This is a genomic window from Nodosilinea sp. E11 (genome assembly GCF_032813545.1).
Taxonomy (GTDB): domain Bacteria; phylum Cyanobacteriota; class Cyanobacteriia; order Phormidesmidales; family Phormidesmidaceae; genus Nodosilinea.
The window spans coordinates 3330218-3350968 of the sequence record NZ_CP136520.1 but is presented as its reverse complement, the minus strand read 5'-3'; the positions used below and the strand labels follow the sequence as shown (position 1 = coordinate 3350968).

The following is a 20751-nucleotide window of genomic DNA, read 5'->3' as shown; positions in this document are numbered from 1 at the left end:
ACCTAGTCTGTCTGCTCGAACGGGTTGACCTTTTCGGCGTATTTAGCTTGGTTTTTAGCCGCTTGCAAACGTTGCAGGTTGGTCGTTTCGTTTTTCAGGTTCTCTGTACAACTTAACTGACAGTTAGGAGTTATCTATGTCTCCTGAATCGCAAGAGTTTTTAGCAACTTTTGTAGCAGAGTCTTACTACTATTGGGCCTCGGTGCTCATGTTGCTGATTCACGTAGGCTTTTTAGCCTACGAGGGTGGTGCAGCTCGTTCTAAGAATGTGCTGGCCACCATGGTCAAAAACCTGATGACCCTGTCTTTGGTCGGCCTAACCTTCTTTTTCTTTGGCTGGTGGGTGTACAACGCCTTTCCGCTATTTCCCCTGCAGGGCGGCATTGTGGGGCCGTGGACCAGCGCCACCGCTGACGGCACTGTGGGCGAGGTGCTGGCGCTGGTCGAAGCTTCCTACCCCTGGTCGCCTGCCCTGGGGCCAAACATTGCCGATAACCTGACTGGCGTGTTTTGGTTTGCCTTCGCCCTGTTTGCCATGACCACCGCCTCCATTCTCTCGGGGGCAGTCATTGAGCGCATCAGAGTTGGGGCCTATGGCATTCTGGCAATTGTTTTGGGCTCGTTTACCTGGGTAGTAGCCGCTGCCTGGGGCTGGAACCCCTACGGCTGGTTTTTTACCCAGATGGGCTACCACGACTTTGGCTGCTCTGCCCTACTCCACGCGGTGGCGGGGTTCTTTGCCCTGGGTGTGCTGATTAACCTCGGCCCCCGCATTGGCAAATTTGATGCCCAGGGCAAGCCACGGGTGATTATGCCCCACAATTTGCCCCTAACGATGGTGGGGCTGATGCTGATTTTTGTCGGTTTCTATGCCTTTTTGGCCGCCTGCGTGATCTTTACCCCTGGCCAAACTGGGGCGATTACCATCTACGGCACGCCGATGACTCTGGCCTCGATTGGGGTCAACACCACGCTGGCACTCTCTGCTGGTCTGGTGGGGGCATACATGGGCTCGAAAGCTGACCCGTTCTACACCATTTCTGGGGGTCTGGCGGGAATTATTTCGGCGGCGGCAGCGATGGATATCTACAGCCCGGCGATCGTCATTATTCTGGCCTTTGTGGGCGCTTACACCATGCCTTTTGTGGGCAATGCCGTCGAAAAAGCTGGCATTGACGACGCGGTAGGTGCCTTTGCGGTACACGGCTACTGCGGCATGTTTGGCTCGCTGATGGTGGGCATTTTTGCGGCGGGCTACCCGCAGCCCGATGGCATTCCCTCGATTAACTTTTGGGGGCAACTGGTGGGCGCGGTGATTTCTGCGGTGCTTTTGGGCTTTATCCCTGGCTATGGGGTGAGCTTTTTACTGAAGAAGTTTGGCCTACTGCGGGTGTCTGAAGCTGAAGAAATTGCTGGTCTAGATTTGGCTGACTTTGGCATTGAGGGCTACCCAGAATATTCGATTTTATCGGAACAAAATGGCCATGCCGATCGCGTGGTGATGCCGATGCCTTCGGTGGTATCTAAGTAGCTAATCTGTCTGAACCCCTACTGAAACCCTAGCCCCCATGCTAGAAAATTGAGGAGCAAGTGCTATGTCTAGCCCGTTTTCTACTTTTGAAGAGTTTGAGGGGGCCATTGATGGCCCCACTGGCGGGGCAATTTATACCTTTGCCAACAACCCCGCTATCAACACCATTGCCCTGCTGATCTGCGTTGGGTTATTTATTTGGTTTTTGGTCAGAACCTTTGCCACCCACCACGAGATGCCCGCCGTCGATCAGTCGCTGAGTCACCTGAGTGCCTTTATCGTGGCGGGGCTGCTATCGATCGCAGGGGCCGAGTATCGCCAGACCATGCAGCCTAACCAACCCGCCGAGACTCAGCCCCAGGCAATGTCTCACCGACCGGGGGCCAAGGCGACCCTGGGACTATTGGGCTTGGCCGGGGTTGGTCTGCCGGTGGGGCGACGCGGAGCCAAGACGGCCTCGTCGGGGCGATCGCGCCGCAAGGGCCGCTACCGCGACCTTCAGTCACCCCGGTCTTAATCGGCTGAGGTCGAGAGTCCTGACTTGAGATAGCGAGTTTTGTCTGTCCATAGTTGATCTGTCCTAGCGTTTTCCGTAAACCCACATCTGCCCCGTTAGCCTGTGCTGACGGGGTATTTTTTGGCAGTAACTACCGCTGTGACGCTTTTTTGAGCTACTAGCTGACCCTGGCGCTATGATTTGGCGTAGCAGCGCGCAGGATGGCTTTTGAGGGGCAACGATGACTGACTTAACCCAACAGTCGAGCTGGTCGCAAGCTCAAACGGGAGATGTGGGCGCGATCGCCGCTCTACTCACGGCAATCCTCAATGATCCTCCAGTAAAGCCCCCCGTAAAAGTAGAGGTATCGCGGCGCGATCGCACCCTCTACGTCTTTCTCACTGCGTCCCAGTTGCCTCAGCTAGAGCGCGATCTGCACCGCATTCATGGGGTGGTCGCGGCTCTAGGACTGGGCAGCCTGACCCACCTCAAGGTGCTCGACGGCACCGAAAAGCGCCTGCTCAACCGCTGGCAGCACGACTTTAGCCTAGAGCCTTTGGCCCCCCCGGCCCCCGCTGCCCCGCCTGTACTCCCCCCTACAACTGAGGCTTTAGTTTCCCCTGTTGGGCCAAGCACTAGGGCAGCGGCAGAGCTAACGGTGGCCAGACCCAGTAAACCAAAACCGACCCGCGATCGCAGGCGATCGCAGGGCCGCTGGCGCTGGATAGCCCTGTCAGCCGCTGTCGCTCTGGGGTTTGGGTTGACCGCCGCAGTCACCCAGTGGCGCGTTAGCCAGCAGTCAACCGCCAACCCCGCCGCTCAGTCAGCCTCGGCTGGCGACCCTCGCCCTGCGGCGGCCATTGCCCTAGAGCCCATGCTGGCCGCAGAGCGCACCGCCGCCCTGGCTGCGCCCGAGCTAGCCGTTCCTGTTACCCTCACCATCAAAGCCGTAGGCGATATTATCCCCGGTACCGACTATCGGGGCTATCGGCTACCCCAAGACTGGCAGTATTTGTTTAGCAGCATCCAATACCACCTGGGGGATGCCGACATCACCTTTGGCAACTTTGAGAGCACCCTAACCGAGGTGCCCCACAGCGCCAAAGATACGAGCCGAGGCAATACCTTCGCCTTTCGCACCCCGCCCTGGTACGCCAGCGTGCTCAAAGAGGCCGGGTTTGACGTGCTCAGCGTTGCCAATAACCACTCCTTCGACTTTTTTGAGCAGGGGTTTAACGACACCATTGCCCACATCGAAGCGGCGGGCATGCGGGCCGTGGGCCGCAAAGACGAAATTCTATACGTCGAGGCCCAGGGGCAAACGGTGGCCTTTATTGGCTTTAGCACCTACTCAGAGCACAATCGGGTACAGGATTTGGAGCAGGCGATCGCCCTGGTGCAAACCGCCCAGGCCCAGGCCGATATTGTCGTCGTCTCCTTCCACGCGGGCAAAGAAGGCACTGACGCCACCGTCACCCGCGACCAGACCGAATTTTTCTTTTCCGAAAATCGCGGCAATGTCGTGCAGTTTTCTCGCACCGTGATCGACCACGGGGCCGATCTGGTGCTGGGCCACGGCCCCCACGTACCCCGCGCTCTCGAACTCTACAACGGCAAGCTGATCGCCTACTCCCTGGGCAATTTTGTCGGCTACCGCAGCCTCTCCACCGTTGGCCCCCTGGGTACCTCGCTGATCTTACAGACCGACCTCGATGCCCAGGGCAACTTCGTCAGCGGGCGCATTATCCCCGTCGCCCTCGATCGCAACGGCGTGCCCTACCTCGACGACCACTTTGGCGGCGTTACTCTCGTGCGTCAGTTTACCCAGCGCGACTTTCCCGATACGCCTTTAGAAATTGATGATCTGGGCTATATCTGGCCTCGGTAATTGGTAACGGTGGGCCTAGGCTGGGGAATCCCCGCTGCCCCCGTGATAAGGGGGGTCTGAGTCCGCTGCAAGGTTGCTCTGAAAAAAGGGGGATTTAGGTCCTCCGGCGGATGGTGCGATCGCCAACGTCGCACCATCTGGCTAAAGGGTGAAGCCAACGGGGCAAAACCTTCTACTAATGACAGGGCCGTGCTCCAGGGGAGCCGCGTTAGCTTGTCTGAAGACTGTGCAGATGTTAAGCGGGTGCGATCGCTGGCCTAGGCTAGCTCGTTAGCGCCCACCTTGGCCCCGCCACAGCCGTAATTATGGATCACCCTGACCTATGACTGACAAAACTAAGCGCCCTCATCCCATTGGCAATCCTCAAGAGGCCGAACCGGGCCGGGGGGCCTCGGGCAATCAGTGGGCCGTACAAACGGCTCAATCTACCGACGTCAATCCTGACGATGAAGTCATTCCGTCGAACGTCGATGTAGAGAAAAATCGGCAGCAGATCGCAGCTTATGCCGAGCAAGAAGAAGGCACGCTGCCGACATCCCATGGGTTTGTCATCGATGAAGCGGGCAAAATCGATAACTTTGCCGTTGAGCCCCCCATGTACGTCGAAGAATAGTTGCCCGGACGGGGCCACCGAAAATCGATTTCTACAGTTTAATTAGGAGGCTTTATGCCAATTTCTATTCGAGATGATGTGGTATTCATTATCTTGCAAAAGATTAATGAGTCTAGCCAAAACGATTCCCAAAACGACACCAAGAGCGAAACCGAATTTTCGCCTACCGATTTCACCGGCTTGGGGTTGACCAAGGCCGACCTGCTCGGCCACTTGGATTACTTAAACCAACGTCAGTATATTGTCGCCGAGTTTAGCGGCAACGCCTATGGCAATCAGGAAGATGTGCCCGACGTCGTGAATTCTGATGAAGTCGGCTTTCGCATTGCCAACACCTATGGAGCCAAAGATGGCCCCCTACCGCACCTGATTGACTTTAAGCGCGCCACCCTGACCCCAAAAGGCCAGCACATGCTGGCTGATATGGAAAACGATCCACCCCAGGCGCTTGAAGAGGGGCCGAAGGTGCCAGTGCTAACGGAGCACACACCATTTTTAGAAAAGGTGAAAATTAAAGGCAGTCTGCCCGATATCTACGATGCTCGAGACATTACCGAAGTGGTGTTTCGCGTTATGCGCGACGTTATGACCACCGCCGAAGCTGACCGAGTACAGGCAGAACTGCACGATGCTGTCTTGCCGACCGACGAGAAAGCCCTGCAAATGGAAGTGGCCGATCTATGGAAGGATCGAAATCCTCTAGTGGGCCTGCTGAGCCGGATTCGTCCGCCCTTAAAAGGGCCAGCCCCCTTAGGAATTGACTCGAAGCTGTTCTTAACCCGCATTGACAATGAGGCCGGGGTGCCCAAAACAGTCAATGCAGAAATAGTGGTCTCAGCAGTGTTTTCAGCGACTAAAGACGAGCTGTCTCAGGAGCGCATTCAAGCGGTGGCTCATTGGCTCCCAGAAGGCAAAGTTCGCGATATCTGGCAGGCGGCCTAGGGCTAGAAATGCTGGAGCATTCTAACCATTAGTTACAGCCAACACATTTCCCCTATGGCTTCTTTATAACGTGGTGCTAAAGTCTGAACCGACTGGGTCAGATAATTGCCAGCATGTTACAGATCGCCTGTCGGGAGTGTTGAGCCATGCCGTTTACCATCCCTCGCCCAAAGCACGGTCGTTCTAAGCACCGCTGGCGGGGGATAGCGCTAGGACTAATGGCGCTGCTGCTGGTGTTGATCGGCAGTGGGGCGGCGATCGCCAACGTCTCTAACTATGAGCTGGCTCAGGCCCAGCCCTTTAACCGGGTCGAGACCTACCCGGTGCAGCCCCTGCCCACTGCCCCAACCCTACGGCCCAACGGCCAGTGGATGGGGCGACTGATTTTACCCAGCGTCGCCGACTATGCTGCCGACCCCGGTGATTGGGCCTGGTTCGAGGTGTGGCATGGCGATCCGGCCCTGGTGGGGCAGCGGGTAAAGCTGACCTGGCAACCCACGGCGATCGCCCAGGCCTACGTAGAGACAGTCACCACCGACATCGCCTTCAGTGCCCAGGCCGAGCAGTTTTTAGCTAGAGGCAACGTGGTGCCAGAGCGGCTGAATGGGCGGCAGCAGGTGGGGCCACTACAATCGCTGGCGGGGGCACGCCCTCGCGACGATGTCATAGTGCGGCTGGTGGATGCCGAACTGACGGTGCAAGCGGGCCAGCCCGTGGTGCACACTCGGCTAGAACCGGTGCAAATCACCGGGCGCGAGTATGGTCTGGTGAAGATCATTGGCCCCGATACCACGGTCAGTGCGCCTCGGCCAACGGTTTGCCCTGGGCCAGCCCCCTGCCCCCCAGAGTTTTTTCAGGTGCAGTTTTACGACAGGGCGGCCCAAGACTTTACTGGTCCGATTGGCACCGTGCGCATTCCCCAGCAGCCTGCGGTCAATGGCGATCGCTTTTTTTCTAACCTGCGAGATTTAGAGCATTCTCCAGCCGGGCGGGCGGGGTGGTACATCTACGGCAGCCGCGATGCCGAGGGGATGTTTACGGTACAGGCACTCAAACCCCGCGCTTTGCTCCAGCTGGTGCCCGACCAGGTGGTGATAGGCCGCACACCAGGACTGAAATATATCGATCGCCAGAATTGGCGTCATACCCCCCAGCGCCAGGGCACCCTTCAGCGGGTGTTGGTCAGCCCCAACGGTGGCAGCCCTGAGGCCGCCCGCGCCCAGTGGCAGGAGGGCGACTACGCTCTAGTCATTCATCTCTTTGGCGGCATTGGCGGCGAAAACAGTGAGTTCATTCCGTTGGGGACGGTGACAGGGCACTTTGCCTACGGCCTGGCCCGAGTGGTGCGCGAACCGATCGCCGACGAGCTCCAGTTCGAGATTCAGTACCAGCAGATCTATGCCCACAGCTCTCCGGCGGTGCTGTCGGGCACCCACGACTGGGGCAGCTACACCGGGGATATGCAGCGGGGCTGGCTGGGCATTCGCCCAATCTCGGACGTGGTCGTGAAGCTCGACTCATTGACTACACCACTACAGCTGGGCGAAACCCGGATTTCGCTGTTTGAGGAACTGCTGATCCAAACCCAAGTGATTGCGGCCCGATACCGCACGGGCGACGGCACCGGGGTAGCGGGGGTAACCCCGGCTACCTCCTGCGTGCAGGACTCAAACCAGGCGCTGTTCATCGCGATGCAGCAGGTGCGGCGGCGCATTGAGGAGCACCCCGAGGTGGTGCGGTGGGTGATCGACAATATCAAAAGTCCTGAGGCCCAGCGTGCCCTCCAGTTTGTGGCCTTAGCTAATGACCTGGAACAGCTGCTGGTGCCCTACGGCGTCATTCGCGCTGACTGGCAAAACAATGCCGAGTCCCTGGCCGGGGTGGTGCCCCGAGGGGCCTTTACTAGCAATAACGGGCTATTTGCCGGGGTGCTGAGCTGGCAAACCATGATGCCCCGCTGGGCCCACGACGCCGTAGCTCGGGTGTTTTTGCGCCACGGGGCCGAGCTGTGGTTTTTGCGCACCAATATGGTGGGCGGCAATGACCCTCGCATCGAGCCGGTGCCGCCCACCACGCTGATGGGTGGCATTCCCCTGGTGGGGCGGGCGGTGCAGCGCTTCGCCGATGCCTTCAGCACACCGTTTAGACTGACCACCCCGCTGCTGGTGCTGCTGGCGCTGGGGCTTTACGGGGCGATCGCCATTCCCTACGGCCTCAAGACCGGCTTTCTTACCCGCCAGCTGGCCCTCGTTCCGCCGCTGCCCCTGGCCCTCAGCGCCCTACGAGTGTTCGTTATCCCTGCCTTGCTCGAAGAAATTGGCTTTCGGGTTATGGTGCTGCCCCACCCCAGTGAGGGTGTGGCAGGCGGGCGCTGGCTGCTGTGGGCCATCGTCAGCCTGGTGCTGTTTCTGCTCTACCACCTGCTGTTGGGCAAAACCACCTACACCGCCGCCTGGCCTACCCTCAGCGATCGCCGCTTTCTTACCCTGGCAGGCTGGCTAGGCCTCACCCTCACCGCCGTCTACTGGCTCACCGGCTCACTCTGGCCGATTGTTTTGATTCATTGGGCGGTCGTGATGATCTGGATCTATACCTTGGGTGGCCAGGAACGACTGCCCCGCAAAAACCGCTTGATAGCTATCGCCAATCAAGTTGGGACAAGGCCATCACTCCGGCGTAGGCAGAAACCCACTAGCCCGTAACTGCGCTCAAATGGATTCCCGCCTGGGCGGGAATGACCACTGCAAAATTGCTCCTTTGACATTCTCCCCTCCCCCCATGATCCTCTCCGATCGCGAACAGCTCGCCTGCCTCGAAACCCTGGCCGGGGTGGCCAAGCTCAAGGGTATGCCCACGCCGCGAGAATTTGAGGCCTTTTTGGCGGCGATCGCCCCCTTTACACCGCTGCCAGTGGGGGTGACGCTGGAGAGTCTGCTGGGCGACACCCGCCCGATTGAGCACTGGCTGCCCCAGATTCAAACGCCGGAGGGGCAACAGCAGGTGTACCGAGGGGCCTATGGCATTGTGCGATCGAAGGGCATTAACCCCCAGGAGACGGCGGTACTGAGGCAGCTGCGATCGGCCTTTGGCCTCTCGCCGGAGCTGGCGGCGGCCCTCGCTCGACAGCCCCTGCGGGCCAACTTGTCTGGCGGGTCGATCACTTCGGCTTTGGCGGGCATGGCCGCGCTGATTGGCCGCGAGGGAGACGTGCGCCGCCTGATTTTTGACTATGCATTGGGGGCGGCGATCGCGGGCCTGGTGCCCCTGCGCGGCGGCGGTAGTCTGGAAATCAAGTTTCTGGTGGTGCTGGGGCTCATTTTGAAGATGAGTTGGGATATTCGCAACCTCTGGGGGCGGCCTCGGGGGCAAGATCTGCTGGCGATCGCGGGTAACCTGTTTGGCTTTTGGGCCGCAGTAGTCGTAGGCTTTTTGGCCTGGGGCACCGTGGTGGGCCTGGGCGTGGTGGTGCCCTATGTCGGAGCCTTTGCCCCAGCGGCGGGGTTTGCCACCGCCACCTGGATTGCCGGGCAGGCGATTAACCAGTTTTACACCAGCGCCAAGCGGCCCGACCCTGTGGCCCTCAAACGGGCCTTTCCCAACCTCCAGGCGATCGCTCAGTCTTCTCCAGCCGCTATTCCAGAAACTCTCTCAGACATTCCCCCGATCGCCAACCCTAGCCAGGAGCACCACCATGGATAAATTTAAGCGTCGTCAGGTGTTGCTGGGAGGTGTGGCCGCAGGCACCGCCGCCACCCTGGGGACAGAGTATGTGCGGCGCGATCGCGCCCAGGCCCGCCAGGCGGCGATCGATGCCTTTGCTGCCGAGTTCTACGACCCCGAAGATATCATTCAGGCAGCGGTGACCGGCGACACCCGCATGGTCGAAGAATTCCAGGCGATTCAGGCGGCGGCGGCCTTTCCGCCGCCGCCCATCCCCTACAACCGCCAGGTCTCGAAGCGGCTGATCTTGCTCAGCCGTCTGGCCACCCAGCAGTACATCACCGGTCGCAACGACCCCAGCTACGACGGCAGCCTGCAACGGCTGTTTGACTACAGTCCCGAGCTAGATCCCTACCGTCTAGTCACCAGCTTTCGCGGTCAAGAGCGTCAGGTCAACGACAACATCGAGGTGCAGGTGCCCCAGGCGCTGATCGACGACCCCACCCTGGTGAATGATCCCACCGCCCTGGAGGAAAACCTTGGCCAAACCGAAGACGCCATTCGCACCGGGGTAACGACGGCGGTGCGGGTGGGTCGCCGCATTGAGGTGTTTTACGGCTTTTTGCTCGAGTCTGAGGCCGACAGCATCTTGGTGTTTCGCGGCACCCAGCGCACCGCCGAGTGGGTGGGCAATATCTACGCCGTGCAGCAGCCCTACCTCGACCCCACCACAGGCGAGAGCCTAGGCAATATTCACCAGGGCTTTCGCCGCATTGCCAACAGCATTATCAATCCTCAGGTGGTGGAGGCGGTGCGCCAGATCAACCCCGCCAAGCCCTGCTACGTGTCGGGGCACAGCCTGGGGGCCGCCCTGGCCACAGTGCTCGCCCTCGACATTGCCCTAGCGGTGCCCGAGCTGCGGCCCAGTTTGCAAGTTTACGTCTACGCTAGCCCCCGCGTGGGCAACCCCGAGTTTGTGCGCAGCTACGCCCAGATATTGCCCAACAGTTTTCGGATTACTAACCTGGCCGACCCCATCCCCACTATGCCGCCCACCAAACTGCGGGCTGAGTTTGTGCATGTGGGCGAAGAGTGGGCTTTTCTCAGCCAGGGGGGCGACATATTGCCCAACCACATCGTCGATACCTATCGCCGGGCGGTGAATGCCGAGGCTGAAAGCAACCAGCGGCGAGACGGTTTCCTATAGCGCAGCGGCAGTTTCAGTTTTTGCAACCATCCTGACACCTGTAGCCCCCTGCCGTAGGTTAAGGAAATAGTTCGGGTTAGGAGCACGACCATGAAACCGCTGAGATTTTGGCTACCCCTAGGCGCGGTGCCGATCGCAACGCTAGTGGCACTGATAGCTCCTCACCTGCAAGCCGCAGAATTGACGATCCCAGACCTTTCGCCAGTGCCACCAATTGTGCAACGCCAACACTACAACCGCGATCGCCAGGTGATTGAGCGCACCCAAGCGATGGTGTCTGACCCCATAGCTCGACAGCTGGCCGAGGCCCTAGAGCTAACTATTCTCAATGTCACCTGGGAAGACACCGGGCGCTTCTATGGCTCGGCGGTCGGCCCCAACATCAGCGATATGACCATTCAGGTGCAGCAGCAAGACCCAGACACCGGGCGGCACCAGCTGCACCTTATGCCTGTGATTCGCCATCCCAACTTTGCCGATCTCAGCGCCGATGTGCCCCTCGATAAGTTTGCCGTCTTGGTGGGCAATGAACAGGGCCGTGAGTTACGCCGGGTGCCCCTGGCAGAGGTATTGGGCGATTTACGCAGCTATCTACACACCCCCCAGTCGTGGGCGGGGCGGGGGCAATTCCCCTCCGGGGACGCTTCGCGATCGCTGCTGGTTCCCCAGCGCGACAGTCATGTGCTGGTCAGCGCTCAGGCCTGCTTTTTGCCGATTCCCCAGGCGGGGGTGGCCACCTTCAACCCGGTGCTGTTTAACTACCAATCGCGACCCGGCGACCCGGCGGTGCTGACCATTCTGGCCACCCGAGAAGGCACTAGCGTGACGGTGATCGACAACCAGCGCGACGGGTTTGAAGCCGGGCGCACCTGGGGGCAGCGCCTGTTTTTCAACAAGAATGGGGAGCGGGCCAGCTTTACAGGCCAGCGCCTGAGCGACTTTCAAACTGAGCAGGCCGAGACCCCAGACCGCCCTGGGGAGGTGATGGCCGAAGCCGACACCGAGGGCCTAAACATGGTGCTGCTGATTCAGGTGCCCCTCAAGCAGCGGGCACCCATGGCGCAATCAACCTTTGACAGCGGGCTGATGAGCTTGGCGGCTCCCAGCACGGAGAGCAGCCGCGCCCCCAGCGATGTGGAGGCCGCAGTGATCGGCCACGGCGAGGTAGAAGGGCCGTTTACCGAAATCGACAACCTCGCCATCGAACGCGACCCCAACTACCCGATTCGGGTGACGGTGCAGTTTTATAAGGCCACCAGCAACGGTGTGGTCTCAGAAGCCGATATGGCCGAGATTCGCCAGCAGATCGATCGCGTCTATGCCGATGCCGACTATGTGGGCAGCCTGGTGGTCGATGGCCCCAGCGTTCGCCCCACCGAGCACGATGGCCCCAAGGATGAGCCTTCCGACTGGTGGCAGCGCTTTTGGCAGCACCAGCGGGATTGGTTGGATCGGGGTTAGGGGCCTAATACCAAATCCGGATCGCATAAACCTGGTCTCCAAAAGGCCAAACCGTAGGGGCATTGCAGTGCAATGCCCCTACGAGGTATCGGTTTCGCAGCGGGTTTTTGTGGGTTGGATTTGGTATCACGGGTCATTTTTGGCTTGGCAGTCTGGCGTGTAAATCGCTCGCACGAAGCGATCGCGCCCGGCCAAATCAAGACAGATCTCAATCTCGCTGTAGCAGCCCTGGGCGGCCAGCAGATCTCGCACCGCCTCGCCCTGCCCGGCCATGATTTCGGCTAGCCACAGACCACCGGGCACCAGATACACTGGGGCCTGGGCGGCCAGAATGCGCAGGGCAGTGAGGCCGTCGTCGCCGCCATCGAGGGCGGCGGTGGGTTCGTGGTCAATCACCTCGGGCTGAAGCGTGGGCAGCAGGGCGGAGGGAATGTAGGGGGGGTTCGACACCAGGGCGCTGAGTTGCCCCCGGTAGGCCGCCAGGGGCTCAAACCAGCTGCCATGGTAAAAGGTAATGCGATCGCGTAGTCCGGTGCGATCGGCATTGTGCTGGGCAACAGCCAGAGCCGCCGCGCTTTGGTCGACGGCAAGAATGCGGGCGGCGGGAAAGGTTTGGGCTAAGGCAAGGGCGATCGCGCCACTGCCGGTCCCCATATCGACCCATAGGCCCTGGGCTAGGCGATCTCTGATCGGGCTAGTCGCCACTGCTGCCGCCGCCAGATCGATGATCAGCTCAGTCTCTGGCCGGGGAATCAACACCGCTGGCGAGACCGTTAGCATCAGGTCGCGCCAGGGAGTTTCGCCAACTAGATATTGCACCGGGGTGCGATCGCTGAGGCGCTGCTGCCAGCGACGGTCTAGCTCGCTGAGGGGGTAGCGCAGGGCAATGGGCGATCGCTGCTGCACATTACCCAGCTTCAGCCCCAGGCGATCGACATCGGCCACTGCCGTCAGTAACCAATCAACTTCCTCAGCCTCGACTCCAGCGGCCTTGGCGGCCTGTAATGCCTGGACTCGCCAGGCCCACAGTTCGGCCCCGGTGATGCAGTTATCCTCTTCAGGCATAGCCATATCGGGTACATGGCACTAAAGGCAAGGTTTCGCCAGCTTGCAACCCTACACTGAACAGTCGCGCTTCGATTTGCCGGTGAGGACTTGCATAGGCCTGTCTAACCTGTGCGAGGCTCAAATGGTCTAGCATCTCCCCATCCCCCTTATCTCTCTCATTCACCCCTTCACCCCTTCACCCCTTCACCCCTTCACCCCTTCACCCCTTCACCCATCCACTCCCTAATGCATCCACCGCGCCTTAAACCCGCGCGCGTCCAAATGCACCAGGGCGGGAAACTGCCGATAGCGGCCCAGCCCCCCCGGCCACCAGGGGTCGAGGGCCCAGTAGACCTGGTTGCCGGTCAGCCCCACGCAGTAAAAGTCAATGGCGTCACCGACGATGTGGCGGCTCTGGGAGGCACCCCCCACCCGACGATTGATTTCAGCCGGACGGTACCAGCTGGTGATTAAAAAGGGACGGCCAATGCGATCGCGGGCCTGCTGGGCCAACGCCGCAATCCGTACTATGGCATCGACCGTCGCCTGATTGGGAGGCATCCGGGCACCGCCCCGCGTCGCCTCCGACCAGGTGAAATTGCCGTTGGGCACAATGCTGGCGTCGAGCTGAATATTGTTAGGGGTCCACCGGGACGGGCGCGCCGGGGATGGTGCGGGCACTGGCACAGGCATGGCCTCTGGCGAGGAGGGTGAAGCCCGCTCTAGTCGTCGCAGATCGTCAAACAACAGTTGAATCGTCGGAATTCGCCCCTCCTGTCGCCGCCAGAGTTGCACCAGCCGAATCAACGCTTCCCGCTGCTGTTCTGTCGGCGTGTAGGTGGCAGGAATGCTGGCGGCAAAGTCGAGCAGGGCGCGGTCTAAGGTGCGGGCCGAGGTCAGCAAGGCCGCCTGATTCTCAGCATTCTGCATCAGATCGTCAGGGTCGACCCCCAGTTGCTGAATCGCCGTAGTGCGCGAGTCGAGGCCAAACCAGCGGCGATAGCCCTCGGTCAGAGCAAAGCGGAGATCGCCCTGGCCCCCATAGGCGGCAGGAATTTTTTGCACAAAAGCGATCAGCGCCGGATCGACGATGTCTAAGTTGGTTTCGGTAGCGAAGGGGTCGTGGGTCAGCAGCCATTCGATCGCCTCCTCACGGGTATCCAGCTCGCGCCACAGTTGCACCAGCCGAATCAACGCCTCCCGCTGGTTGGGGTAGCCCGAGTAATAGCGCCCGGCAGACTGCATAAAGGCCACCAGGGCATTGTCGAGGGCGGCCTCGTCGGGCACCTGGTCTACCACCGGCACCCCCAACGCATCGATGGCCGCCGCCGTCGTGTTGAGCTGTCGCCACAGGCGCACCGCTTCTAAAAGCGCCAGGCGCTGAAAGTCGAGCCGCCCGTAGTTGGGGGGCACCCGTTCGGCAAAGGCCAACAGGGCCGGATCGAGCTTGGCTAAGCTCTGGGGCAGCTGTGCCCCGCTGTAGTCGGCACTGATGTCTTCTAGATAGGCTTGCAGCAGCGCCCCAGGGTCGCTGGGTTCGAGTTGGGCGGCGTCGAGATCGCTAGCGGCAGGGGTAAAGCCTCTAGCCACCGCCTGCAAAAAGCGATCGCTGTACCGTCCCACGCTAGCATCCCAAATGTCGGCCCCACTCCAGCCCTGCGCAATCAGCCCCTGGGTCAGGCTACGAATGGTGTTGGCCCCGTACTGTACCTGGGTCGAGAAGGTATCGATCGCAGTCATAGCCAGCTGATTGGCTGGAGCCAGACCCAGCCCTGTTTCTCCATCGCTGAGCTGCGGCTGATTGTGGACGGCATAGAGAGCGGCCAAAATCGGCTTGTGCACGCCCGCCCGGCCCCCTTCTAGGAGATAGTAGTAGTTGCGTTGATCGGGTGCTAGGGTGCTCATGGCGTTAACGGGGCGTTTAGAGGGTAGTTGCTGGCGTGAGCAGAGAGTAAGGTTTGGGTGCCAAGGCCATGTCAGCCGCCCACCCTCAGTCCTCTACATGCGTAGCATTTTTTTCTAGGCTGCAAAATCGGGCCATAATGACCCATTCACAGTAACCACAAAGTGTAGACCCGATGGGCGAAATTCATCCATTACCCACCCCTGGGTTTTCCCCAGCACCTGGCCTCAAGCTGCTAGCTACCGATATGGACGGCACCCTCACCCGCCAGGGCAAGTTTACCGCCGCCCTGCTGCAAGGGCTAGAGCAACTCCAGGCTGCGGGTCTGCCGGTAGTGATTGTCACGGGGCGATCGGCGGGGTGGGTAAATGGTTTGGCTCACTACCTCCCTGTCGCCGGGGCCATGGCCGAGAATGGCGGGTTTTATTTTCCGCTCACCGCTCCCCCCGAGCCATTAGTAGCGATCCCCGATCTAGTCGATCACCGCCAGCAGCTACAGACAGCCTTTGCGCATTTGCAATGGCGATGGCCCCAACTGCAAGAGTCTGACGACAACCGCTTTCGCCTCACCGACTGGACCTTTGACCTTGACGGCCTGTCTCAGGCAGACCTAGACGAAATGGCGCACGTTTGTCAGACCTTGGGCTGGGGGTTTACCTACAGCACCGTCCAGTGCCACCTGTTTAAACTGGGTCAGTCTAAGGCCGCCGGGTTGCAGCGGGTGTTGCAGCACCATTTTGCGCCGATCTCTACCGCCGAGGTCATCACCCTAGGCGATAGCCCCAACGACGAGAGCCTGTTTGACCCAGCCATCTTTCCGAATGCGGTGGGTGTGGCAAACGTCAAAGACTACTGGCAGCACCTAGAGCACCGCCCGGCCCACCTCACCCACGCTCCTGAAGTAGACGGATTCTTAGAAGTGGTCAAAGCTTTGACATCGGCTGGTTAACACCGACGCTTTGCCTGTAAATGAACTCACCCAATCTCCCAGAAGGCCTTTGTTGTTGATTGGCGATCATCAATCTTCAAAGTTTCAACACTCATAAAACATTCCTAAAGTTTTATCCTTATGCTCTGGTGTGCCCCTTACCATGCCAAGAAGTCATCTCTAGTTTTCTAGCTTGTAATCCCTAGCTTTTGGGCTGAATCCTTGCACTTGAGTGAAATCAAACCACAATCTAAACATCTAGACCGTCTCAATATCTAGCGCAGAACCTAGGGCAGACGGTGGCTAAGGGGACTTCTGGGAAACTTTTTCCTTAATGGTGGGCAGTGCCCACCCTACGGTGGCTACAGTTGGCGGATAAAGCGGGGATCTTCTTTTCGAGAAATCGTCTAAGCGGAAACCAATGAGCTGGTTCAGACACCATGGGGGCGCAGCTTCATCGTTAGTCAAGGGCTTGGCCGCTTTCTTTTTACCCACCTGCCATCAACTAGGGCAAAAATCATTCCCACCTACAGCGCGTCACCAAGGTTAAGCGGGGTCAAAGTTTGACGGTTCTAACGATGCCCTGACGGCTTACCTACGAGGTTTTTTCCGTTTCACTGTGTTTCCCTTTGCCTGTGTTCTTTTTGTATAGGCCATTTCGGTAGTAATTTCCTATGACCATTGCAGCACCCCAAGAAACCCCTGTAGCTAACCCGGCAGAGGCTGTCTCCTCAGGGTTGACGGTTGGCATTCCTAAAGAAATTTTTGCCGGTGAGCAGCGGGTCGCCGCCACCCCCGATACAGCCAAAAAGCTACAAAAGCTTGGCTTTGATGTCTTGGTCGAAACCCAGGCCGGGGTAGGGGCTAGCTTTACCGATAGTGCCTACGAAGCCGCAGGCTGCACAATTGTGGCCGATGCCCCCAGTCTGTGGGCCGCCGCTGATGTGGTGCTCAAGGTGCGATCGCCCCAGCACCACCCCACCCTCGATCGCCACGAAGCCACCCTGCTCAAGCCCGAGCAAACCCTGATCAGCTTCATTTGGCCTGCCCAAAACCCCGACCTGCTGAGCCAACTGGCCGACCAGGGCGGCACGGTGCTAGCCATGGATGCTGTGCCCCGCATCTCCCGCGCCCAAAAGCTCGATGCCCTTAGCTCGATGGCCAACATTGGCGGCTACCGAGCGGTGATTGAGGCCGCCAGTAACTTTGGCCGCTGCTTTACTGGCCAAATCACTGCTGCGGGCAAAATGCCCCCGGCTAAAGTGATGGTGATTGGCGTGGGCGTAGCGGGTCTGGCGGCGATCGGGGCAGCTAAGAGTCTCGGGGCGATCGTCAAAGCCTTCGACACCCGCCTGGTGGTCAAAGAGCAAGTGCAGAGCCTGGGCGCAGAATTTCTCGAACTTCACTTTGAAGAAGACGGCAGTGGCGAGGGCGGCTATGCCAAGGTGATGAGCCAAGCCTTCATCGCCGCCGAAATGGCGCTGTTTGCCCAGCAAGCCAAAGAGATCGACATCATCATCACCACGGCGCTGATCCCCGGCAAACCGGCCCCGCTGCTGATTACCCGCGAAATGGTTGAGAGCATGAAACCCGGCTCGGTGGTGGTCGATCTGGCCGCCGAACAGGGTGGCAACTGCGAAGTCACCCAGCCCGGTGAGGTGATTAACTACAACGGTGTCACGATTATCGGCCTCACCGACCTGCCCAGCCGCATGGCCGCCCAAGCCAGCCAGCTTTACGGCAACAACCTGGTACACCTGCTCAGCGACCTGGGCGGAGCCGAAAACTTCTCCATTGATATGGCAGACCAGGTGATTCGCGCCACCACCGTGATTCACAACGGCCAGGTCACCTGGCCACCGCCGAAGGTAGAGGCTCCGGCGGCGGCTCCCAGTACCCCGTCGACCGCTCCGGTGGCCGCTGCCCCGATCGCCAAGCCTTGGTACAGCCAGCTCCTCTGGCCTGTGGTATTGGGCCTCGTCTGCGTTGCCATCGGTCTCTGGGCACCGGCTTCCTTTATGACCCACCTGACGGTGTTTGTGCTGGCCAGCTTTTTGGGCTGGAAGGTGATCTGGGATGTATCGCCCAGCCTGCACACTCCCCTGATGAGCGTTACCAATGCCATCAGCGGCATCATTATCATCGGCGGCATGCTCCAGATCTCCGGCGATATTACGTCACCCATGACCATCTTGGGCGCGATCGCCCTCTTCCTCGGCACCGTCAACATTGCCGGCGGCTTTATGGTCTCGCAGCGCATGCTGAACATGTTTCATAAATAATTTTTGACCGTTGAGTTCAACGTTCAAAAATGCCCACCCACCCATTCTCCAAGGATATGGAAAACAACCTCGTAACCACCGCTTATATCGCCGCCAGTGCCCTCTTCATTCTCAGTCTGGCGGGGCTGTCGCAGCCCGAGAGCGCCAAGCGGGGCAACCTGCTGGGTATGGTCGGCATGGCGGTCGCCTTTGCCGCTACTGCCGCCATTAGCCAGGGCTATCCCATTCAACTCGGCTCCATTGGCCTGGGGGTGATAGTGGGGGCGCTGGCCGCCTCCCGCGTAGCCATGACCGACATGCCAGAGATGGTGGCGCTGCTCAATAGTTTTGTGGGCCTAGCCGCTGTACTCGTGGGCTTTGCCGAATATCTCCAGCCCAGTGCGGCGTTGGTCGGCGCAGATGTGATCATCCACCGAGTCGAAATCTTTGTCGGTGTGTTCATTGGCATCGTCACCTTTACCGGGTCGATGGTGGCAGTGGCTAAACTGCGGGGCTGGGTGCCCAGTCGAGCGGTGCTGCTGCCCGCCCGCCACGTTTTCACCCTGGGCATGCTGGGGGCGATCGCTGCGCTTGGATTCCCCTTTCTCACCGCCACTGGCAATCTACCGCTGATCGCGCTGGGGGCCATGACTGCGATCGCAGCCATCTTCGGCATTGTGATCGTGATGGCGATTGGCGGAGCCGATATGGCGGTGGTGATCTCGCTGCTCAACAGCTACTCGGGCCTGGCCTCAGCGGCGGCAGGCTTTATGCTCAACAACGACCTGCTGATTATTACCGGGGCGCTGGTGGGCAGCAGCGGTGCCATTCTCAGCTACATCATGTGCAAAGGCATGAACCGCTCCTTCATTAACGTAGTGCTCGGCGGCTTTGGAGAAACTACTAGCTCTGGTAAAGCCGCCGCCCTTCAGGGCACCGCCACCAGCACTACCACCGGGGAAGTGGTTGATCTACTGGCCAACGCCCAGAGCGTTGTCATCGTCCCCGGCTATGGCATGGCTGTTGCCCAGGCCCAGCACCCCGTAGCCGAAATCACCCGCCTGCTGCGAGCCCAGGGTAAACAGGTGCGGTTTGGCATTCACCCTGTAGCAGGTCGCATGCCGGGCCACATGAACGTACTGCTGGCCGAGGCCAATGTACCCTACGACATCGTGCTAGAAATGGACGAAATTAACGACGATTTGACCGCAACTGATGTAGTGCTGGTCGTCGGCGCTAACGACACGGTTAACCCCAGTGCCAAATATGATCCCAACAGTCCTATCGCTGGCATGCCCGTGATGGAAGTTTGGGAGGCAAGCACCGTGGTGGTGCTCAAACGCGGTATGTCCTCCGGCTATGCTGGCGTCGAGAATCCGCTCTTCTTCAACGACAACACACTGATGCTGTTTGGCGATGCCAAAACCAACGTCAACGGCATCCTCGCTCAGCTCTCTAGCTCTGCCGCCCCAGAGGCGATCCCAGCCCTCTCAGCCGCCTAACCTGCATTATTGATCTTGGGAGAAATACCTGTCATTGTGAGGCGGGCTAAGTTAACCCCAACCAGCTTCTAGGTGGCTTTCATTCGGGTAAAACCGCTCGTACAGATTCCCCTATGCTCTCGGCGAGAGCATAGGGGAATCTTTCGTTTTAAGGGCATAACCCCGATTCCCAAAAGGCCAAACCATAGGGGCGCACGGCATGCACTCTGCTGAACCGGGGTAATCAAACAGGATTCAGTATCAACCCCTCGTCAGGCAGCCTATAACGGGCTCACCTAGCAGCCTCAACAGTATTGTTTAGTAAAACCTTCGGCTGAGAGGCTACTCGACAGCACTGGGGTTACCACAAAGCACGCACACCATCGTCATCAAACTGATCTTGCTGCTGCTGAACCGTGCCAGGTTGCTGCTGAACCGTGCCGGGTTGCTGCTGTTGGATCGTGCCGGGTTGCTGCTGTTGGATCGTGCCGGGTTGCTGCTGTTGGATCGTGCCGGGTTGCTGCTGTTGAACCGTGCCAGGTTGTTGCTGAACCGTGCCAGGTTGCTGCTGTTGGATCGTGCCGGGCTGCTGTTGCTGAACCGTGCCAGGTTGCTGCTGTTGGATCGTGCCGGGCTGCTGTTGCTGAACCGTGCCAGGCTGCTGCTGTTGGATCGCGCCGGGCTGCTGTTGACCTGCGCCGGTAGTACCAGGCTGTTGCTGTTGGCCTGCACCAGTAGTACCAGGTTGTTGCTGTTGGCCTGCGCCAGTGGTGCCGGGCTGCTGCTGTTGGCCTGCGCCAGTAGTACCGGGCTGCTGCTGTTGGCCTGCGCCAGTAGTACCAGGCTGTTGCTGCTGACCCGCACCAGTGGTGCCAGGCTGCTGCTGCTGACCCGCACCAGTAGTACCAGGCGATTGCCCGGCTCCATCCACTTGAGCAGTCACACTGGGCATGCCAACCAGGACACCGGTCACTACTGCACCAGCCAGACCAGCTAGCGCAAGAATAAGACGATTTTGACTCTTCGTATTCATAAAATTGCCTCTTAAAACGTTTTCAATCTGACTCAATTTCGAGCACTTATCAAAAGCTTAAAGAGGCTGCTTCATAGACTTATCTATCAATAGTCTGGCATTGTTTCTATCATCCTGAATCCCAAATGAATACCCCCGTTTTGTAGGGGCATAGCATGCTACGCCCCTACGGTGTTTCTGACTATGACCGGGTTTGCCAAATCCGATTTGGCAAACCTGGTTCCACGGAAAACCATTCGAGAGTAATTACGGGCTAGTGGATTCCTGCCCCACGTCTTGGCGGGGCAGGCTCTACAGGGG

Annotated in this window: 15 protein-coding genes; 12 read left to right on the top strand and 3 right to left on the bottom strand. The window is 59.3% G+C overall.

The annotated features are described in order from the left end of the window. Nucleotides 1-136 precede the first annotated feature (136 nt). From RRF56_RS16985 to RRF56_RS16945, 9 genes are all read left to right on the top strand, one after another. Nucleotides 137-1531 carry an ammonium transporter gene (locus tag RRF56_RS16985; RefSeq protein WP_317034367.1) on the top strand — a complete coding sequence of 465 codons (1395 nt, stop codon included), beginning with the start codon at nt 137-139 and terminating at the stop codon, nt 1529-1531. 64 nt (nt 1532-1595) lie between these two features. Further along, on the top strand, nt 1596-2048 hold the full coding sequence (locus RRF56_RS16980) for a hypothetical protein (RefSeq protein ID WP_317034366.1): 453 nt from the start codon (nt 1596-1598) through the stop codon (nt 2046-2048). Nucleotides 2049-2268: 220 nt separating this feature from the next. Beyond that, nucleotides 2269-3915 carry a CapA family protein gene (locus tag RRF56_RS16975; RefSeq protein ID WP_317034365.1) on the top strand — a complete coding sequence of 549 codons (1647 nt, stop codon included), beginning with the start codon at nt 2269-2271 and terminating at the stop codon, nt 3913-3915. Nucleotides 3916-4237: 322 nt separating this feature from the next. Further along, nucleotides 4238-4528, top strand: coding sequence for a hypothetical protein (locus tag RRF56_RS16970; protein ID WP_317034364.1), 291 nt, complete (start codon nt 4238-4240; stop codon nt 4526-4528). 54 nt (nt 4529-4582) lie between these two features. Beyond that, nucleotides 4583-5470, top strand: coding sequence for a DUF2267 domain-containing protein (locus tag RRF56_RS16965; protein WP_317034363.1), 888 nt, complete (start codon nt 4583-4585; stop codon nt 5468-5470). Between the two features lie 146 nt (nt 5471-5616). Continuing rightward, nucleotides 5617-8172, top strand: a complete 2556-nt coding sequence (locus tag RRF56_RS16960; RefSeq protein ID WP_317034362.1) for a type II CAAX prenyl endopeptidase Rce1 family protein — start codon at nt 5617-5619, stop codon at nt 8170-8172. A gap of 76 nt (nt 8173-8248) precedes the next feature. Beyond that, a complete protein-coding gene (locus RRF56_RS16955) occupies nt 8249-9169 on the top strand; it encodes a hypothetical protein (protein WP_317034361.1) in 921 nt (306 codons plus the stop codon). Then, on the top strand, nt 9162-10337 hold the full coding sequence (locus tag RRF56_RS16950) for a lipase family protein (RefSeq protein WP_317034360.1): 1176 nt from the start codon (nt 9162-9164) through the stop codon (nt 10335-10337). The genes RRF56_RS16955 and RRF56_RS16950 overlap by 8 nt, the downstream gene beginning before the upstream one ends. A 90-nt stretch (nt 10338-10427) precedes the next feature. Continuing rightward, the gene (locus RRF56_RS16945; protein ID WP_317034359.1) at nt 10428-11798 is read left to right on the top strand and encodes a hypothetical protein; all 1371 of its coding nucleotides are present in this window, start codon (nt 10428-10430) and stop codon (nt 11796-11798) included. Between the two features lie 126 nt (nt 11799-11924). Here the strand turns inward: RRF56_RS16945 and prmC are convergent, their stop codons facing one another. Both prmC and RRF56_RS16935 read right to left on the bottom strand, forming a co-directional pair. Further along, on the bottom strand, nt 11925-12863 hold the full coding sequence (prmC, locus tag RRF56_RS16940; protein WP_317034358.1) for a peptide chain release factor N(5)-glutamine methyltransferase: 939 nt from the start codon (nt 12861-12863) through the stop codon (nt 11925-11927). A 225-nt stretch (nt 12864-13088) separates the two neighbouring features. Next, nucleotides 13089-14750, bottom strand: a complete 1662-nt coding sequence (locus RRF56_RS16935; RefSeq protein WP_317034357.1) for a D-Ala-D-Ala carboxypeptidase family metallohydrolase — start codon at nt 14748-14750, stop codon at nt 13089-13091. Between the two features lie 173 nt (nt 14751-14923). Between RRF56_RS16935 and RRF56_RS16930 the strand changes: the two genes are divergently transcribed. The 3 genes from RRF56_RS16930 (at nt 14924) to RRF56_RS16920 (ending at nt 19439) form a co-directional block, all read left to right on the top strand. Continuing rightward, nucleotides 14924-15697 (top strand): HAD family hydrolase, encoded by a 774-nt coding sequence (locus tag RRF56_RS16930; RefSeq protein WP_317034356.1) that lies wholly within the window; start codon nt 14924-14926, stop codon nt 15695-15697. Between the two features lie 653 nt (nt 15698-16350). Next, nucleotides 16351-17958 (top strand): Re/Si-specific NAD(P)(+) transhydrogenase subunit alpha, encoded by a 1608-nt coding sequence (gene pntA / locus RRF56_RS16925; protein WP_317034355.1) that lies wholly within the window; start codon nt 16351-16353, stop codon nt 17956-17958. Between the two features lie 56 nt (nt 17959-18014). Further along, nucleotides 18015-19439 carry an NAD(P)(+) transhydrogenase (Re/Si-specific) subunit beta gene (locus RRF56_RS16920; protein ID WP_317034354.1) on the top strand — a complete coding sequence of 475 codons (1425 nt, stop codon included), beginning with the start codon at nt 18015-18017 and terminating at the stop codon, nt 19437-19439. A gap of 340 nt (nt 19440-19779) precedes the next feature. Here RRF56_RS16920 and RRF56_RS16915 read toward each other — a convergent pair whose 3' ends face one another. After that, nucleotides 19780-20451, bottom strand: a complete 672-nt coding sequence (locus RRF56_RS16915; RefSeq protein WP_317034353.1) for a hypothetical protein — start codon at nt 20449-20451, stop codon at nt 19780-19782. Between the last annotated feature and the right edge of the window lie 300 nt (nt 20452-20751).

Excerpts from the sequence above, each read along its gene's own strand:
- RRF56_RS16965 (WP_317034363.1), top strand. The coding sequence starts at position 4,583 with ATGCCAATTTCTATTCGAGATGATGTGGTATTCATTATCTTGCAAAAG.
- RRF56_RS16970 (WP_317034364.1), top strand. The coding sequence starts at position 4,238 with ATGACTGACAAAACTAAGCGCCCTCATCCCATTGGCAATCCTCAAGAG.
- RRF56_RS16985 (WP_317034367.1), top strand. The coding sequence starts at position 137 with ATGTCTCCTGAATCGCAAGAGTTTTTAGCAACTTTTGTAGCAGAGTCT.
- RRF56_RS16955 (WP_317034361.1), top strand. The coding sequence starts at position 8,249 with ATGATCCTCTCCGATCGCGAACAGCTCGCCTGCCTCGAAACCCTGGCC.
- RRF56_RS16960 (WP_317034362.1), top strand. The coding sequence starts at position 5,617 with ATGCCGTTTACCATCCCTCGCCCAAAGCACGGTCGTTCTAAGCACCGC.
- RRF56_RS16945 (WP_317034359.1), top strand. The coding sequence starts at position 10,428 with ATGAAACCGCTGAGATTTTGGCTACCCCTAGGCGCGGTGCCGATCGCA.
- RRF56_RS16975 (WP_317034365.1), top strand. The coding sequence starts at position 2,269 with ATGACTGACTTAACCCAACAGTCGAGCTGGTCGCAAGCTCAAACGGGA.
- RRF56_RS16920 (WP_317034354.1), top strand. The coding sequence starts at position 18,015 with ATGGAAAACAACCTCGTAACCACCGCTTATATCGCCGCCAGTGCCCTC.
- RRF56_RS16935 (WP_317034357.1), bottom strand. The coding sequence starts at position 14,750 with ATGAGCACCCTAGCACCCGATCAACGCAACTACTACTATCTCCTAGAA.
- RRF56_RS16980 (WP_317034366.1), top strand. The coding sequence starts at position 1,596 with ATGTCTAGCCCGTTTTCTACTTTTGAAGAGTTTGAGGGGGCCATTGAT.
- RRF56_RS16915 (WP_317034353.1), bottom strand. The coding sequence starts at position 20,451 with ATGAATACGAAGAGTCAAAATCGTCTTATTCTTGCGCTAGCTGGTCTG.
- RRF56_RS16930 (WP_317034356.1), top strand. The coding sequence starts at position 14,924 with ATGGGCGAAATTCATCCATTACCCACCCCTGGGTTTTCCCCAGCACCT.
- RRF56_RS16950 (WP_317034360.1), top strand. The coding sequence starts at position 9,162 with ATGGATAAATTTAAGCGTCGTCAGGTGTTGCTGGGAGGTGTGGCCGCA.
- pntA (WP_317034355.1), top strand. The coding sequence starts at position 16,351 with ATGACCATTGCAGCACCCCAAGAAACCCCTGTAGCTAACCCGGCAGAG.
- prmC (WP_317034358.1), bottom strand. The coding sequence starts at position 12,863 with ATGCCTGAAGAGGATAACTGCATCACCGGGGCCGAACTGTGGGCCTGG.